At 68.0% G+C, this 15,564-nt stretch carries 13 protein-coding genes; 10 read left to right on the top strand and 3 right to left on the bottom strand.

Annotated features, from left to right (window positions below; genetic code table 11):
* Positions 1-3: 3 nt before the first annotated feature.
* Positions 4-900, bottom strand: a complete 897-nt coding sequence (locus ABD663_RS08600) for a LysR family transcriptional regulator (RefSeq protein ID WP_344737569.1) — start codon at positions 898-900, stop codon at positions 4-6.
* A gap of 141 nt (positions 901-1,041) precedes the next feature.
* Here ABD663_RS08600 and ABD663_RS08595 point away from each other — a divergent pair, with 141 nt between their 5' ends.
* From ABD663_RS08595 to ABD663_RS08555, 9 genes are all read left to right on the top strand, one after another.
* Positions 1,042-2,451, top strand: a complete 1,410-nt coding sequence (locus tag ABD663_RS08595; RefSeq protein WP_344737568.1) for a sulfatase family protein — start codon at positions 1,042-1,044, stop codon at positions 2,449-2,451.
* Complete coding sequence (locus ABD663_RS08590; protein ID WP_344737567.1) at positions 2,433-3,911, top strand: sulfatase-like hydrolase/transferase; 1,479 nt, start codon at positions 2,433-2,435, stop codon at positions 3,909-3,911. Before ABD663_RS08595 ends, ABD663_RS08590 begins: the two co-directional genes overlap by 19 nt.
* A 40-nt stretch (positions 3,912-3,951) precedes the next feature.
* A complete protein-coding gene (locus tag ABD663_RS08585) occupies positions 3,952-4,983 on the top strand; it encodes a Gfo/Idh/MocA family protein (RefSeq protein WP_344737566.1) in 1,032 nt (343 codons plus the stop codon).
* Between the two features lie 55 nt (positions 4,984-5,038).
* The gene (locus tag ABD663_RS08580) at positions 5,039-6,316 is read left to right on the top strand and encodes an alpha-L-fucosidase (RefSeq protein ID WP_344737565.1); all 1,278 of its coding nucleotides are present in this window, start codon (positions 5,039-5,041) and stop codon (positions 6,314-6,316) included.
* Complete coding sequence (locus ABD663_RS08575) at positions 6,316-7,734, top strand: sulfatase-like hydrolase/transferase (protein ID WP_344737564.1); 1,419 nt, start codon at positions 6,316-6,318, stop codon at positions 7,732-7,734. Before ABD663_RS08580 ends, ABD663_RS08575 begins: the two co-directional genes overlap by 1 nt.
* Before the next feature lie 108 nt (positions 7,735-7,842).
* A complete protein-coding gene (locus ABD663_RS08570; RefSeq protein ID WP_344737563.1) occupies positions 7,843-9,177 on the top strand; it encodes an ABC transporter substrate-binding protein in 1,335 nt (444 codons plus the stop codon).
* Between the two features lie 122 nt (positions 9,178-9,299).
* Positions 9,300-10,151 carry a carbohydrate ABC transporter permease gene (locus ABD663_RS08565; RefSeq protein ID WP_344737562.1) on the top strand — a complete coding sequence of 284 codons (852 nt, stop codon included), beginning with the start codon at positions 9,300-9,302 and terminating at the stop codon, positions 10,149-10,151.
* A 1-nt stretch (position 10,152) separates the two neighbouring features.
* The gene (locus ABD663_RS08560; RefSeq protein WP_344737561.1) at positions 10,153-11,118 is read left to right on the top strand and encodes a carbohydrate ABC transporter permease; all 966 of its coding nucleotides are present in this window, start codon (positions 10,153-10,155) and stop codon (positions 11,116-11,118) included.
* Positions 11,111-12,211, top strand: a complete 1,101-nt coding sequence (locus ABD663_RS08555; RefSeq protein ID WP_344737560.1) for an enolase C-terminal domain-like protein — start codon at positions 11,111-11,113, stop codon at positions 12,209-12,211. Before ABD663_RS08560 ends, ABD663_RS08555 begins: the two co-directional genes overlap by 8 nt.
* Positions 12,212-12,243: 32 nt before the next feature.
* Here ABD663_RS08555 and ABD663_RS08550 read toward each other — a convergent pair whose 3' ends face one another.
* Both ABD663_RS08550 and ABD663_RS08545 read right to left on the bottom strand, forming a co-directional pair.
* A complete protein-coding gene (locus tag ABD663_RS08550; RefSeq protein WP_344737559.1) occupies positions 12,244-13,524 on the bottom strand; it encodes an HNH endonuclease signature motif containing protein in 1,281 nt (426 codons plus the stop codon).
* Between the two features lie 130 nt (positions 13,525-13,654).
* On the bottom strand, positions 13,655-14,569 hold the full coding sequence (locus ABD663_RS08545; protein ID WP_344737558.1) for a formylglycine-generating enzyme family protein: 915 nt from the start codon (positions 14,567-14,569) through the stop codon (positions 13,655-13,657).
* Between the two features lie 42 nt (positions 14,570-14,611).
* Between ABD663_RS08545 and ABD663_RS08540 the strand changes: the two genes are divergently transcribed.
* Positions 14,612-15,478 carry a PhzF family phenazine biosynthesis protein gene (locus ABD663_RS08540; RefSeq protein WP_344737557.1) on the top strand — a complete coding sequence of 289 codons (867 nt, stop codon included), beginning with the start codon at positions 14,612-14,614 and terminating at the stop codon, positions 15,476-15,478.
* The last annotated feature ends 86 nt before the right edge of the window (positions 15,479-15,564 follow it).

Raw genomic sequence — 15,564 nt, 5'->3', positions numbered from 1 at the left:
CGGTCAACCGGATCGAGTACCTCGCCCGGGCGAGGACGCGTCCAAGAAGCGGTCGACGATCTTCGGTCTGTGCCATCGGCGGTAGGCGAGCCACAGCGGAGAGCTGAGATCGGAGTCTGCGAGGGGGATGCAGCGCACACCCTCACGGCGAATCGACTGATTGCTCGCGGCCTGGAGGGTGAGCCCGATCCCGGCGGAGACCAGCGCCAGCTGGGACTCGAGGGAGGTGCCGTACCCGGTGATCCGCGGTGTGAAGCCGGCCCGCTGGCAGCCGGCGATCACCCTGTCGTAGTACCAGGGTCCGTGATAGCGAGGCCACAGGATGAAATCCTCGTCTGCGAGTTCCTGGAGCTTGATGGACGCGCGGTCCGCGGCGGGATGCGCGTCAGGCAGGTAGACGATGAACGGTTCATCCAACAGCTTGCGCGAGGCGATCAGCTGCTCGTTGCTTATCGAACGGACGACGCCCACGTCGATCGATCCGTCCAGGATGTCGCGTTCGAGTGTGGCGTTGTTCGGATGGTGGTGCAGTTCGACGATCAGTCCGTCCACCGACTCTCGAAAGGACGAGATCATGTGGGGCAGCGGGCCGTTCGCCCCGGCCCCGAGCGAACCCACGATGAGTCGCGCATTCACTCCGAGAGGTGCGTCTCGGACGATCTCCGTGGTTCGCAGTGCTTCCGCGAGCGTGCGGCGGCAACCGTCGAGGAACAGTTCGCCGACCGGCGAGAGACTCACCTCACGACTGGTGCGGATGATGAGCTCCACCTCCATCTCGGATTCGAGCTTCGACAGCTGTTGGCTCAGCGCGGGTTGCGAAATGCCCAGCGATGCCGCCGCCCGTCCGAAGTGCAGGTGGTCCGCGAGGGCGACGAATGCGCGCATCTGCCGTAGATCCATAAGGGAACGATATCGAACTAGAAGTGGCGGCGCGTTGCTTTATCGAAAGGGGCTCGGCATCGTGAAGTGTGCGAGCCGAACACCGCAGGTTCGGTCGCATCCCGAGACCGGCGCCGATGCCACTCGAGAAGGACGGGTCCGATGACCGCTGAGAATGTCGCCTCGCCGGGCAGGCATCCCCATGTCGTGCTCATCTTCATGGACGACCAGGCGTTCCGCACGATCGGTTCTCTCAACAACCCCGAGATTCACACTCCGAACCTCGACGCGCTCGTTCGTCGTGGCACCGCGTTCACCCACGCCTTCAACCAAGGCTCATGGGTGCCGGCGGTGTGCGTGGCATCGCGCGCCATGCTGATCACGGGAACGGGACTTTTTCATGCTCGGGAGGGTGTCAACACCGGATCATTGCTCGGCCAGCACTTTCGCGACTGCGGCTACCGCACTTTCTTCACCGGGAAGTGGCACAACAGCGCGAGTGCGCTGGAACGCAGCTACGACGAGATCGGGCCCTGGTTCGGCGGTATCAACGCCGACGGATTCCACCCCGACAACACTGCGTACCTGCGCCCGGCGCCGGGCAACGACTGGAGCCCGTCCGATCGCGAACAGGGCCGGCACTGGATGGAGCGCGACGGCGAGGTCGTCCACAGCAGCGAACGCTGGACGGATGCGGCCATCGACTTCCTCGAATCCGCCACCGGCGACGAGCGATCGTTCTTCCTGCACGTGGCCTATCACGCGCCCCACGACCCGCGGCAGACGCATCCCGAGTTCCTCGACCTGTACCCCGCCGACAAGATCGAGGTCCCGCCGAACTTCCTGCCGGAGCACCCCTTCGACCAGGGCGACGCGCGCATTCGCGACGAGTGGCTCGCCCCCTTCCCGCGCACCGAGGACGCGGTCCGGCTGCACCGAAGCGAGTACTACGCGATCATCAGCCACGCCGACCAGCAGATCGGTCGGATCCTCGACGCGCTCGACGCGAACGACCTGATCGATGACACGGTCGTCGTATTCTCGAGCGATCACGGGCTCGCCGTCGGCGAGCACGGCCTGATGGGGAAGCAGAATCTGTACGACCACTCCGTGCGGGTGCCGCTCATCTTCGCGGGTCCCGGAGCTCCCCAAAACGAGACGCGCGATGCGCTCGTGTATCAGAGCAGCATCTTCCCGACGCTGTGCGATCTTGTCGGCATCCCCACCCCCGCGACGGTCGAGGCGCCCTCTCTCGCGCCGGTGATCTCCGGCGAGGTCGATGATCTCTACCGCAGCATCGTCGGGGCATACCGCGACTATCAGCGAATGGTGCGGACGAAGTCCCACAAGCTCATCGCCTACCCTGACCAGCGCCGCCACCAGCTGTTCGACATCGCGCGCGACCCGTGGGAGACGTCCGACCTCAGCGATCGCCCGGAAGAGGCGGAGCGCATCGGGGAACTTCGCCGGGACCTCGAGCGGTGGCAGACCGAACTGGACGACGATCTCGACGTCTCGCCGGCGTTCGCATCCGATGACACGGGAGGTGCCGCATGGCCCGTCCCAATGTGATCGTCATCATGGCCGACCAGCTCAAGGCCACGGCGCTGCCGATTTACGGCAACCCCGATGTGCGCACTCCCGTGCTCGATCGGTTCGCGGAGGAGTCCGTGCGCTACGACCTGGCATTCGCCGCGCACCCCCTGTGCACCCCGTCGCGCGTTTCGCTCTGGACCGGCGCCTACCCCCACGACCACGGTGTGCGCACCAACGAAGCGCAGGCGCCGAAGTCGCGCGACAACTATCTGCGCCAGTTCCATCAGGCCGGGTACCGGCTCGCCCTCATCGGGAAGAATCACTGCTTCGGCTCCGAGGACCTCGCCCTCTTCGACGAAGTCGAGGAGTTCAGCCATCGCGGGCGCACGCACGCGAGCGACGCGCGAGACGACCGATTCCGTTCGTGGCTCAACACGGACGCGGAGTTCGATCGGCTGTGGCACGCGCACCCGACGCCCGTCCCGCAGGAGGAGTGCCCGGCCGCGCGCATTACCGAGGAGGCGAGCCGCTTCGTCCGCACCGCAGCGGAACCGTTCCTGCTGTGGATGTCGCTACCTGAGCCGCATGAGCCTTACTACGCCCCCGAGCCGTTCGCCTCGATGTACGACCCGGAGCGGATCCACCTCCCCGAGGGTGCGCTCGAGGACGACACCGCCGAGCCCGTGCGGCGCAGGCTCTACCGCGAGCTGTGCGGATTCGACGACATGGACGAGGCGTCCCTGCGGACCGCAGTCGCCACCTACTACGCGATGGTCAGCTTCGTCGATTCCTGCATCGGACGACTGCTCGACACGCTCACCGAGGCGGACCGGGACAAAGACACGATCGTTGTGTTCCTGGCCGACCACGGCGACTTCGCCGGTGAGCGCGGGCTGATGGTCAAGTGCAATTCGCTCATCGACGCACTGACGCGGGTTCCTCTCGTGATCCGGATCCCCGGAATCGACGCAGCGGGCGACACAGTGGCCGATCCGGTCAGCTTGATCGACGTGATGCCCACCGTCGCGCATATCGCGAGCGTGACCGCGCCGACCGGGAGCCGAGGTCGCGTCCTGCCCGGGCTCGGCATCCCCACCGAAGCCCGCAGTGCGGTCTTTGCGGAGTACGGGGCCGGATCGCCGCCTATGACCTACGACCAAGGAGTGTCTCGTGGTCACGCGCAGCGCGATCAGCTGCGACCACTTCTGCGGGCCGCCGAGGCGGAAGGCCGATCGAAGATGGTTCGCACGCGCCGCTGGAAGTACATCTACGACCCGATGGATCCGGTCGACGAGCTGTACGACATGGAGGCCGACGCCCGCGAATTGCACAACCTCGCCGCCGACCCGGCGCACGGCGGCATCGTCGCCGACATGCGTCGACGGCTGCTCGATTGGTCGATCCGCACCGAGGACGCGGAACCGACGGCCCTGTACTTCGATCCCGGCGACTTCTCGCCGAGGGTCGAGCCGCACTACGCCCCGTTCGGGGCGTGATAGGCGAGATGCACGAGAAGGACGCCAGGAGGTGGAATGGATGAGAAGCGCGATCATCGGCGTAACCGGGGGACGAGCACGCGCCCACGCTGACGCCTACCGCCGCATCGACGACGCGGAGCTGGTCGCCGTGTCGGCCCGCACGTCCGACGCCGCCGACGCCTTCGCGGCCGGATACTCCGGAGTCGACCCGTTCACCGACCACCGGCAGATGCTCGATGCCGTACGTCCGGAACTCGTCCACGTGAGCACGCCGCCCTCGGCGCGACTGGCCATCCTGCGCGATTGTGACGAGGCCGGCGTCGCGGCGGTGATCCTCGAGAAGCCGGTGGCCATCGATCGGGAAGACCTCGAGGAGCTGGCCGCGTTCGAACGTCGCACTCGCATGCGCGTCGCCGTGAACCATCAGCTCCACTTCCACCGTGCGATGGCGCGGATGAAGGAGTCGGTGGGCGCCTGGGCAGGGCCGATCGACATCTACGCGTCGGCGGGGATGAACGCCGCCTACCAGGGGACCCACCTCATGCAATCCGCCCGCGATCTGCTGTCCTCCGAGGTCACCGACGTGACGGCCGAGGCCGAAGGGTCGAACGGTCTGGAACCCAGCCCTGCTGCGCACTATGCGCCCGACGATCTCGAGGCCCGGTTCCATACCGCCGCGGGGAACATCCGGCTCCACTGTGGTGTGGGCGCGCCTCGCGTGCCGGACCACCGAGCGGACGGCATCCACCTTCACAAGCGCGTGAAGGCCACGTCCGCGGCCGGCGACCGCTTCGAATGGAACATGTGGTCGTGGCAGTGCGATGCCGAGGGGCGCCGGTCCGGTGGCGACCTCGACTGGAAGACGGAGGATGCGCACGCACAGGCGGCGCTCACCCGCTCGGTCGTCGCGTGGAACGGCGTCGAGCAGCATCCGCTCGAGCTGGTCCGGGCGCTTGACGAGTACAGTCTCATCCTTCGGGCGTATGCGTCGGCCGCGGACGTCGACGACGCCGAAGCCGTCCTCCCCCAGCTGCGCCGCGCGCTGCAGGCGCCGTCACGACCCGATCGGAGACTCACCGATGTGTCCTGACACCGCACTGCGCCAACCCGCTTCCCCCGCCCCGCTCCAGAAAGAGACTCCCTCTGTGGTCGACACCGACAAACGAGACTACGTTCACACCCGCTTCGCTCAGCGAGCGGATGCGGCATCCAATCCCGCTCTCGCCTGGTTCCGCGAGGCGCGGTTCGGAATGTTCGTCCACTGGGGTCTGTATGCCCTGCCGGCGGGCACATGGCAGGGTCAGCCCACCCCGCACATGGGGGAGTGGATCATGCACGACCTCGAGATCCCGGCGGCGGACTACCGCCGGCTCGCCGACGACTTCGACCCGCAGTCCTTCGACGCCGGCGAGCTGGTCGATCTCGCCGTACGCGCCGGCCAGCGCTACATCGTCGTCACCGCGAAGCACCACGACGGCTTCTGCCTGTGGGGAACTGAGCAGACCGAGTTCAACTCGGTGACAGGGACCCCCTTCGGCCGCGACATCATTGGGGAGATCTCGCGCGCCTGCTCCGAGCGCGGAGTCGCGTTCGGGCTCTACTACTCGCAGACGCAGGACTGGACGCACCCCGACGCCGCCGGCAACGACTGGGACTTCGACCCCGAGACCAAGGACTTCGAGGGCTACCTGCAGACATACGTGAAGCCTCAGCTGACCGAGCTGCTGACCGGCTACGGGCCGATCGCGCTCATCTGGTTCGACACTCCGCTGGGCATCTCCGCCGAGCAGAGCAAGGATCTCGTCGACCACGTCCACGCGCTCCAGCCGGACTGCCTGGTCAACGGCCGTGTGGGAAACGGCCTCGGCGACTACGGGCAGACGGCCGACAACGACATGCCCGACGCTCCTCCCGGAGACTGGGAGACGCCGATCACCGGCAACAGCACGTGGGGGTACATGGCAGGACGGGACGACTGGAAGAGCGCCCGCGAGATCGCCGCCACAGTCGCCGAAGCCGCCTCACTGGGCGGAAACGTCCTCCTCAACGTCGGCCCGGACGCCCAAGGGCGGATCCCCGACGGTCAGCGCGCACAGCTCGCGGCACTCGGCGAATGGATGGACCGCTGCGGACGAGCCATCCGAGGCACCACCCGGGGCCCGTTCACGGGACTTGACGGGGCATGGAGCACCGAGGACGCCGACCGGGTGTACCTCCACTTGCGCGAGTGGCCTCCGACGGGCGAGTTCGCGCTCTCATGCGACACCCGATTCGCCTCGGCCAGTCTGCTGACGAACGCCGGGGGCGAGAGTGTCCCGATGCGGGTCGAGGGCGACTGGATCGTCCTCGATCTGCGCGCATGCCGGCCGGATCCCGTGCTCTCGGTCATCGAACTCGAGCGCGTGGAACGCGGGGAGTGCTGATGGCTCGGCCCAACGTTCTGCAAATCGTCGTCGATGACCTCGGCTTCGGCGACATCGGATGCTTCAACTACGGAATCACCGACACTCCCGCGCTCGACCGCCTGTTCGCTGAGAGCGTCCAGCTCAGCCAGCACTACTCGGCCTCCCCGGTGTGCGCGCCGGCCCGAGCGGCCCTCTTCACGGGGCGGTATCCCCATCGCACCGGTGCCGTCGACACACTCGACGGACGGGGCCTGGACCGCATCGCGCTCGACGAGGACACGCTGGCCGATGCCCTCGCCGCAGCGGGGTACACCACCGGCCTCGTCGGCAAGTGGCACAGCGGCGCGCTCGACCCGAGGTTCCACCCGACCCGTCGCGGCTTCCACGAGTTCGTCGGATTCCAGGGCGGCTGGATGGACTACTGGGATTGGACGATCCAGAAGGGCGACGTGGTTCGTCGCGCCGACGGACGGTACCTCACCGATGTCTGGACCGACGAAGCCGTCGACTTCCTGCGCCGGCACCAGCAGGATCCCTTCTATCTGCACCTCGCGTACAACGCTCCCCATGCCCCGTTCCAGGCTCCCGACGGAATGATCGACAAGCACCTCGCACGTGGCAACAACCCGGCGGTCGCCGCGCTCTACGCGATGGTCGAGGCGATGGACACCGGTATCGCACGCGTCCTCGCGGAATTGGATCGGCTCGGACTCGCGGACAACACCGTGGTCCTGTTCACCAGTGACAACGGCCCTCAGATGCGCGGTCACGGGCCCGAGGCGACGGACCGCTTCAACTGCGGGTTCCGAGGCTCGAAGGGCCACACTTATGAAGGCGGCATCCGGGTGCCTGGCCTCATCCGCTGGCCGGACGGCATGGACGGCGGAACCAGGGTCGACGCGATGATCCACTTCACCGACTGGTACCCGACGATCCTCGCGATGGCGGGCGCGCCGTCGGTGAACCCGGACCTCGCCCGAGACGGTGCCGACATGTTCGCCGCGCTGCGGGGTGAGTCCGGTGATGTTCCGGAGCAGCGCTTCTGGCAGTGGAACCGCTATCGTCCGGTCGGCGTGTGCAACGCGGCGATGCGCGACGGCCACTGGAAGCTCGTCCTCCCCGAGATCGAGTCCGCGATGCACGTCACCGCCGACGATCTCGAGATGGACCGCGCGCTGCGCTACGAGCCCGATCGCTTCACGCACATTAGGACCGATCCGATGCCTCCGATGCCTGTCATCACTGAGGACGAGGTCCGGCCCGAGCTCTACAACCTCGCCATCGATCCGCTCGAGCTGGACGATCTGGCGGCGGCCGAGCCCGACAGGGTGCGCAGGATGCGCGCGGAGTTGGACGCCTGGTTCACCGACGCCCAACGACCCGACCTCGGTGCGGATGCGTCCGCTCTGCGACGAGATTGGACAGTCGTGTCATGACACCGTGACCACATCGCACCACGAGCTCGCACGAAGACCTACCCACACCACCACTACCGATCCTGATCCCAGGATCAACGAGGCAGAGATCAAGGAAGAGGAGCTGCCATGACAGAAACGATGAAGTTCTCCAAGACACGCGCTGCGCGTGCGGCCGCAGCGGCAGCCGCCGTCGGCATGCTGCTGACGGGTTGCGCCGTCGGCGGGGCGAGCACCGAGGAGGTCGAGCAGGCGGATGGCGACGCCACGCTCGTCGTCTGGACCGATGCGGTCCGTCTGCCGCTGTTCGAGGCATACCAGGAGGCGCACCCGGACGTGACGCTGGAGATCGAGACGCTCGACAGCAGCCCCGAGGAGTTGGCGTCGAAGATCCTCCTGGCCAACACCTCCGGTCAGGGCTGGCCCGACGTCCTGGCGACGGCCGCTTCCGCGGCCAGCTCGCTGGCATCCGACCCCTACGACTTCACCCTCGACCTGAACGGGTTGGTCGACGACGAGATCGTCGCCGACTTCTCGCAGGGCACTCTCGACCCCTGCACGGTCGGAGACGAGCTCATCTGCCTGCGCGGCGACTTCGCTCCCGGGGTGCTGTGGTACAACCCGAACCTCATGGAGGAATTCGGATACTCGCTGCCGACCACGTGGGAGGAGTTCCAGGAGATCGGTCTGCAGCTCGCCGAGGAACACCCCGGCTACATCGTGGGCAGCGCGAGCAACCCGTGGGACGACCTGACCTACTACGCGGCCGCCGAATGCCCCGGTCCGGAGTTCACCGGCGTCAACGAGGTGAAGGTCGATCTCGAGGACCCGAACTGCACGCGGGTGACCGAGATGATCGACACTCTGCTCGACGCGGGCGCGTTCGCTCGCACGGCGGTCGTCGACCCGCAGTTCGCCCAGGACTACGGCACCCCCGAGAAGGTCCTCATGATGATGGGGCCGATCTGGTACGGGCAGAACGTCTACGCGAACATGTACGAGAGCGCCCCCGGGTCGCTGTCCTTCGCCGCTCCCCCCAAGTGGGAGGCCGACGCCGAGGCCCACACCGGAGACATCGGCGGCCGGGCGTACGTCGTCTCGCGGCACAGCGAGTACCAGCAGGCCGCTGCCGACCTCGTCACGTGGGTCACGACCGGTCCGTTCCTCGCCACCGAGGCGTCGACCACGCTTCCCTCCTACGAGCCGATGCAGGGCGCGTGGCTGGACCGCAACATCAGCGACGGCACGTTCGCTGTCGTGGACACCCCGCTCGATGAGGTCCTCGCGGCGGCGGTCGACGGTATCTGGACCGGCCTCACCTACAAGCAGGCCAACTCGGAGACCTACCGCTCCGTGGTCCCCGCGGCACTCGGCACCGGCAAGTCGATGACCGAGACGGTTCCCGAGTGGGAGACCCGGCTCGTGCAGAATCTCGAAGCTGGCGGATGGGACGTCGAAGACTGATGTCCGCTCCGATGGGCCCCGCGCTTGCATCCGCAAGCGCGGGGCCGCCCGCCCTGGACCCGGCCCCTGACGGCGCCGCGTCCGGCCGCCGCCGGCGCCCTTCCGCTGGCGCTTCGCGCTCGATGGTGCGTTCCTCATACCTGTTCCTGCTGCCGTACCTCCTGCTGGTGGGCGCGTTCGGCATCGTGCCGGCGATCTACGCGCTCATCATCTCGGTCTCCGGGCCCGAAGGCGGATTCGCCGGGTTCGACGCCTATGTGCAGACCTTCGAGGACTTCCGGTACGTCGACGCCTTCGTGAACATCGCGATCTACGCCGTGTTCTTCATCGGGCCGTCGATGATCGTCTCGATCGGGATCGCGCTGCTGCTCCAGGGCCGATCGTCGCGGGTGGGCTCCGGCTTCCGGTTCGCGTACTACCTTCCGCAGGCCATGGTCGGCGCGGCCGGGGTGGTCGCGTGGATCTTCATGCTCAACCCGGCGACGAGCCCCGTCGGCGGGCTGTTGAACGCACTCGGCATGGAGAATATCTTCCAGGTGCTCAGGCCCGCGGCCGTGCCCCCGATCCTGGCGATGATCGCCGTGTGGACCTCGGCGAACGCGATCCTGCTGATGTACGCGGCGCTCACCTCGATCCCGTCCGAGATCCTCGAGGCGGCGCGTATCGACGGTGCGGGTGCATGGACGACCGCGTTCCACATCAAGCTGCCGATGCTGCGCAAGTGGATCGGCTACACGCTCATCCTGAACATCGCGGCGGCGACGCAACTCTTCGTCGAACCGCAGATCCTCGCGAGTGCGACCGGTGGGGCGATCGGCGACAACTTCGCGCCGCTGCAGCTGACCTACACGTTCGCGTACACCTACGGGAACTTCCCCGCGGCCGCCGCACTGTCGGTCCAGCTCCTGGCGATCGCCGGAATCCTCGCCGCCGTGGTGCTTCGCAAGACGAACATGTTCCGAGTGGAGATCTGACATGGCACAGCTCACCGATCCCTCGACGCGCACGGACACGCCCCCGCAGCAGCGCACGGAGGCGGACGCGCGAGGGCGAACCTCTGCCCGCCCCCAGTTCGGAGCCTCCGCCGCACGCACCGGCGCGTGGATCGTGCTGCTCGCATGGGCTGCGTTCTCGCTGACGCCGATCATCTGGGTCCTGCTCGCGGTCACGAAGAACAACGCGCAGCTGCAGAACGACTTCCCGTTCTCGTTCGGAAGCTTCGACAACATCTTCATCGCGTGGGGCAACCTGCAGGGGTACGACCACGGGGTGGTCCTCGATTGGATCGGCAACTCCGTCGTCCTGACCGTCGGCGGCATCGCCCTCGCCGTCCTCACCACGGTGCCTGCGGGCTACGCCCTCGGCACGCGGGAGTTCCCGGGACGCAAGTCGGTGCTCATGGTCAGCCTGCTGCTCATGCTCGTTCCCGCGTCCGCGCTCGTGCTGCCACTGTTCCTCGAGATGACGACGCTGGGCCTGGTCGGAAACCCGCTCTCGGTGATCCTTCCGCTCGGTGTCTTCCCCTTCGGCGTCTACATGTCTTTCATCTACTTCAGTACGACGGTCGACAAGGACGTGTACTCGGCCGCACGCCTGGACGGCTGCAACGAATGGCAGGTGTTCGCCCGCGTCGCCGTGCCGCTGGCGAAGCCGATCGTCGTGCTCCTCGCCTTCTTCGCGTTCATGCGGAACTGGAATGAGTACTTCCTGCCCTTCGTCATGCTCGGCGGCCCGCAGCATCCGCTTCCGGTCGGACTCGCGACCCTGGCGAGCAACGTGCCGCAGCTCAACCCGTTGTCGGCTCAGTCGGCGGACATCGGGCTGCCCGAGCTGATCCTCGCGACGATCATCTCGATGGCCCCCGTGATGATCGTCCTGATCGTCGCGCAGCGGACAGTGCTCAAGAGCGCCGACCTCATGGGAGGCGGTCTTCGTGGCTGAACCCGACTCGGCGCAGCATCGCATCGCCTCGGTCGAGGTCGTCCTCGTCGACACTCCGGCGGTGTCGCCGGCGTTCGTCTGGCGCCAGGGACTGCCCGGCTCCGACGGCGCGGGAGTCGAGGGATGGCTCGTCGTCACGACGGATTCGGGACTGCGCGGCTTCGCGCACAGCCGGCGCGGCGTCATCCTGAACGACGTCGTCGAGCGACGGCTGCGACGCGAGCTCGTCGGCCAGGATGCGCTGGCGCGCGAGTACCTCTGGCACCGGATCTGGGAGATCGATCGCATCGAATCGATGCCGCTGCACCTGCTCGGCGTCGTGGACGTCGCCCTGTGGGACATCGGTGCGAAGGCCGCGGGCGTGCCCCTGTACATGCTTCTGGGCTCGTTCCGTGAGTCGATCCCCGCATATGCGTCGACGGTGACGTTCGACGACATCCCGGAGTTTCTGGACGTCGCCGATCAGTGCCGCGACCTCGGGTACCCCGCCATCAAGCTCCACGCGTGGGGTGACCCTCGCAAGGACGCCGCGCTCGCTGGGGCGCTGCGCGAGCGCGTGGGTGACGACATGGATCTCATGTACGACGGTTCCGCCGGCTTCGACCTCGCCGATGCGCTGTACGTCGGCCGGGCACTCAGCCACTACGGCTACCTCTGGTACGAAGAGCCCATGCGCGAGCACAGCGTCACTGCGTACAAGGCACTCGCCGACCGCGTGGACATCCCACTTCTCGTGGCGGAGACGAGCGGTGGCGCACACATGAACACCGGCGACTTCATCGCCTCCGGCTGTGCGGCCGCGGTACGTACGAGTTCGGCGCTGAAAGGGGGTGTGACGGGCGCGATGCGGATCGCGCATCTCGCCGATTCGTTCCTGCTCCGCGCTGAAGTGCATGGGGGCGGCCTGGTCAACACCCACTTGTGCATGTCTATCTCGAATACGACCTACTACGAGTCGCTCGTATCGAGTTCCGTCGTAGAGCGTGAGCGTGCGGTCGGCGCCGACGGGCTGGTGCGCGCGCCGACGGCCGCGGGCGTCGGCTGGGAAGCGGAGTGGTCCGCGTGGGGGGCACCCGACGGCATCGATGCCTGACGGGCCGCGTCAGCAGGCTGCCGGCGCTTCGGTCAGAAGGGTGGGTCGGTGCCGTTGGTGACGGGTGTGAAGGTGGGTGTGCGCCGTTCGGGGTGGACGGTGTAGATGCGTCCGGTGGGTGAGGTCCATTCCAGGATCCCACCCGGTTGTTGTCGTACCGTCCAGTTGCCGTGGTGTTTGACCGTGTGGTTCGCTTTGCACAAGGGGGCGAGGTTGGCCTCGGTGGTGGTGCCGCCGTGTTCCCATGCGATGGTGTGGTCGATTTCGCACTGGGCGGCGGGTTTCCCGCAGCCGGGTGCCATGCAGTGTCCTGCCCGCCATTTCACGAGGCGGGCGAGGTCGGCTGGTGGGGTGTAGGTGTCGCGTCCGACGGAGACGACGACGCCGGTTTCGGGGTGGGTGAGCACCCGCATCCACCCTGTTGAGTTGCCGCATAGTTCCCGGGCCTTGTCGGTGGGGATCGGTCCGATGCCGTCGACGGTCGCGGGGGTGGTCTCGTCGACGCCGAGGAGGGTGAGCACCGGGACGGTGACGGCCACGGTCGCGCGGATCCCTCGCGCGGTGTCGGGCAGGTGGGCGGTGGTGCCGTCGATGAGCAGGTCCAGGGCCACGTCGGCACGGGCCTGGTCGAGGGTGCGGTCGTCGTCCCCGCACGCGGCGATGGGGTTCGCGATCGCCGACACCCGACCGTGCGCCGCCTTCAGCTCGACGGCGGGGCCGTGGATGGACAGCCACCCCATCCCGTCCACATCGTCCTGGTACACCACCCGTCGCCGGGTGACCGCGGACGCGTGACGTTCCGCGAGCGTCACCGACCGCACGGCCGCGATGAGGTCACCGAACGCCCGTCGGAAGGACCCGACCGGCAGTTCCTCCGCCAACGCGAGCCCCTCCGCGGCGAGCTGGTCCTGCAGGTCGGGTTCGACCTCGCGCATCAGGTCGACGAACGCTTCGGCATGGGTCTGGGTGATGTTCGCCCGACCCAACGCCTCGAGCACCGCCGGGTACCGCGAGGTGAGCGCGTCGGCGAGGTCCAGCAGCCGGTCCGCGGCGTACTCGGTGATCCGCAATGCGGCGGCGATCTCGAGCCGCAAAGACCGCAGCGCGATCTCCATCGACGCCCCATACGTCACACCGGTGACCGCGGACTCGCGAGCCGACGCGATCCGCTCCAACCGGTCCGCGGCCATCATGCACAGCACCGCATCCGCGTCGCAGATCAGATCGATCGGATCCGGCGGAACGAGCTCGTACACATCCGGCGGCGCATCCGGGTACTCCCCGTCGTAGGGCACCATCCGCACGTTCGCCATACATCGACATTAGAACATACCTGCGACACTGCGACCAGCAGCACTTCGGGAAGGAGCTCGAATGAACGCGTCGCGGCCGGCGCCGGACTGCTGCCCACGATGCTTCGTCTCGCCGGCGCCGATGCCGGGGTCAGGCGTCGCGCGCGCAGCGGAACCCGACGTGCGACATGCCGGTGTCCTCGGCCTGCGGCGAACGCGCCGCCGGCCGGAACCGCAGGCAGTAGTCGGGCGAGCAGAGGAACGAACCGCCCTTCAGCACGCGCCGCGGAATCTGCGGGAAGCCCTCCTGCGCGCTCGCCGCGGCGAGCAGGTTCTCCCGCTTGCCCGCGTCGACGGGCTTGTCCGACAGGCGCAGGTGCCGGGGCGTGTAGTAGTCGCTCGTCCACTCCCACACGTTGGCGATCATGTCGAAGAGCCCGTAACCGTTCGCGGGGTACGAGCCGACGGGTGCGGTGCCGCCGACGCCCCGGTTGTCGTACGGGAACCGGCCCAGCCACGAGTTGGCCTGCGCCTCGCCGCCGGGATACGCCTCATCGCCCCACGCGAACGGCGCGCCCTCGAGTCCACCTCGCGCCGCGTACTCGTGCTCGGCCTCGGTCGGCAGCCGCAGGCCGGCCCAGTCGGCGTAGGCGACCGCATCCGGATAGGCGACGTGCACCACGGGATGCTGCATCAGGTCGTCGATCGTCGAGTCGGGCCCGAACGGATGCCGCCAGGAAGCCCCCGGCTGCCAGCGCCACCAGTTGCGCCAGTTCCCGAGGTCCGTCGGTCCGGACGTCGGGGTGAAGACCATCGCGCCGGGCACGAGGTCGGCGGGGTCGGCGCCGGGGAAGTCCGCCGGGTCGAGGTCGCGCTCGGCGACCGTGACGTACCCGGTGTCGTCGACGAACGCCGCATACTGCGCGTTCGTCACCTGGTACCGGTCGATGAGGAACGCCTCGACCGCCCGCTCGTGGACGGGCCGCTCGTCGGGGTAGAAGTCATCCGAGCCCATGAGGAACGATCCCGCCGGGATCGGGACGAGGTCGTGATCAGACGTTGACACCGCTCCACCGTAGCCCGGTGCGCGGGGGTGTACCGTCGCCTCGTGAGCTCATCCCCCGTCGCGGTGCTGCGGTATGCGGCGTTCACGAGCGACGCCGTCGGCGGGAACCCGGCAGGCGTCGTGCTGACGGCCGACGAGCTGGCCGACGATGCCATGCTCGGCATCGCTGCCGACGTCGGGTACTCCGAGACCGCCTTCCTGTCGAGTTTCGTCGGCGGTGAAGGGGTGCTGCGGTACTTCAGCCCCCTCGCCGAGGTCGCCTTCTGCGGGCACGCGACGATCGCGACCGCGGTCGCGATCGCCGAGCGTCACGGCGCGGGACCGATGCGCTTCCAGACTCCCGCGGGCACTGTCGACGTCGTCACCCGCCGCGAGGGCGACGAGATCATCGCCGCCCTCGTGTCGCCGCCGGCCTCCTCGGCGCCGATGACCGAGGCGGAGCTCGACGACCTCCGGTCGGCGTTCGGGTGGGCGGTCGACGACCTCGACCCGAGATTCCCGCCCCATGTCGGGTCGGCGGGCAACAGGCATCCGCTCATCGGGCTCCGCGACCGGGAACGCCTCGCGCGCTTCGACTACGACTACGACGCGCTCGCCGACGTGATGGCGCGTCGCGAGTGGACGACCGTGCACGTCTTCCACCGGCGGGCCGAGGGCGTCTTCGACGTGCGCAATGCATTCCCGCCCGGCGGCGTGCGCGAAGACCCCGCGACGGGTGCCGCGGCGGCGGCGTTCGGGGCCTACCTCCGGGACCGCGGGTCGCTGCCGCAGGGCTCCGAGGTCGTGCTCCACCAGGGCGTCGACATGGGCGTGCCGTGCCGGCTGGTGATCTCGGCCGTGCCCGACTCGACGGCGATCTCGGTGGCCGGCGCCGCCCACACCATCGGCCCCGACCGGACCCGCCGTTAGACTGGCCGCGGCCCCCGCGCTCTGCGGGTGCGGCATCCCCACCGTTTCCGCGCTCCGGCGCCTGCGCGACGACGCGCCCCTCCCTG

The sequence above is a fragment of the Microbacterium awajiense genome (assembly GCF_039536545.1).
In the GTDB taxonomy this organism is placed as follows: Bacteria; Actinomycetota; Actinomycetes; order Actinomycetales; family Microbacteriaceae; genus Microbacterium; species Microbacterium awajiense.
Note: the sequence above shows the minus strand (reverse complement) of the source record. Positions and strands in the feature narration are given on the sequence as shown.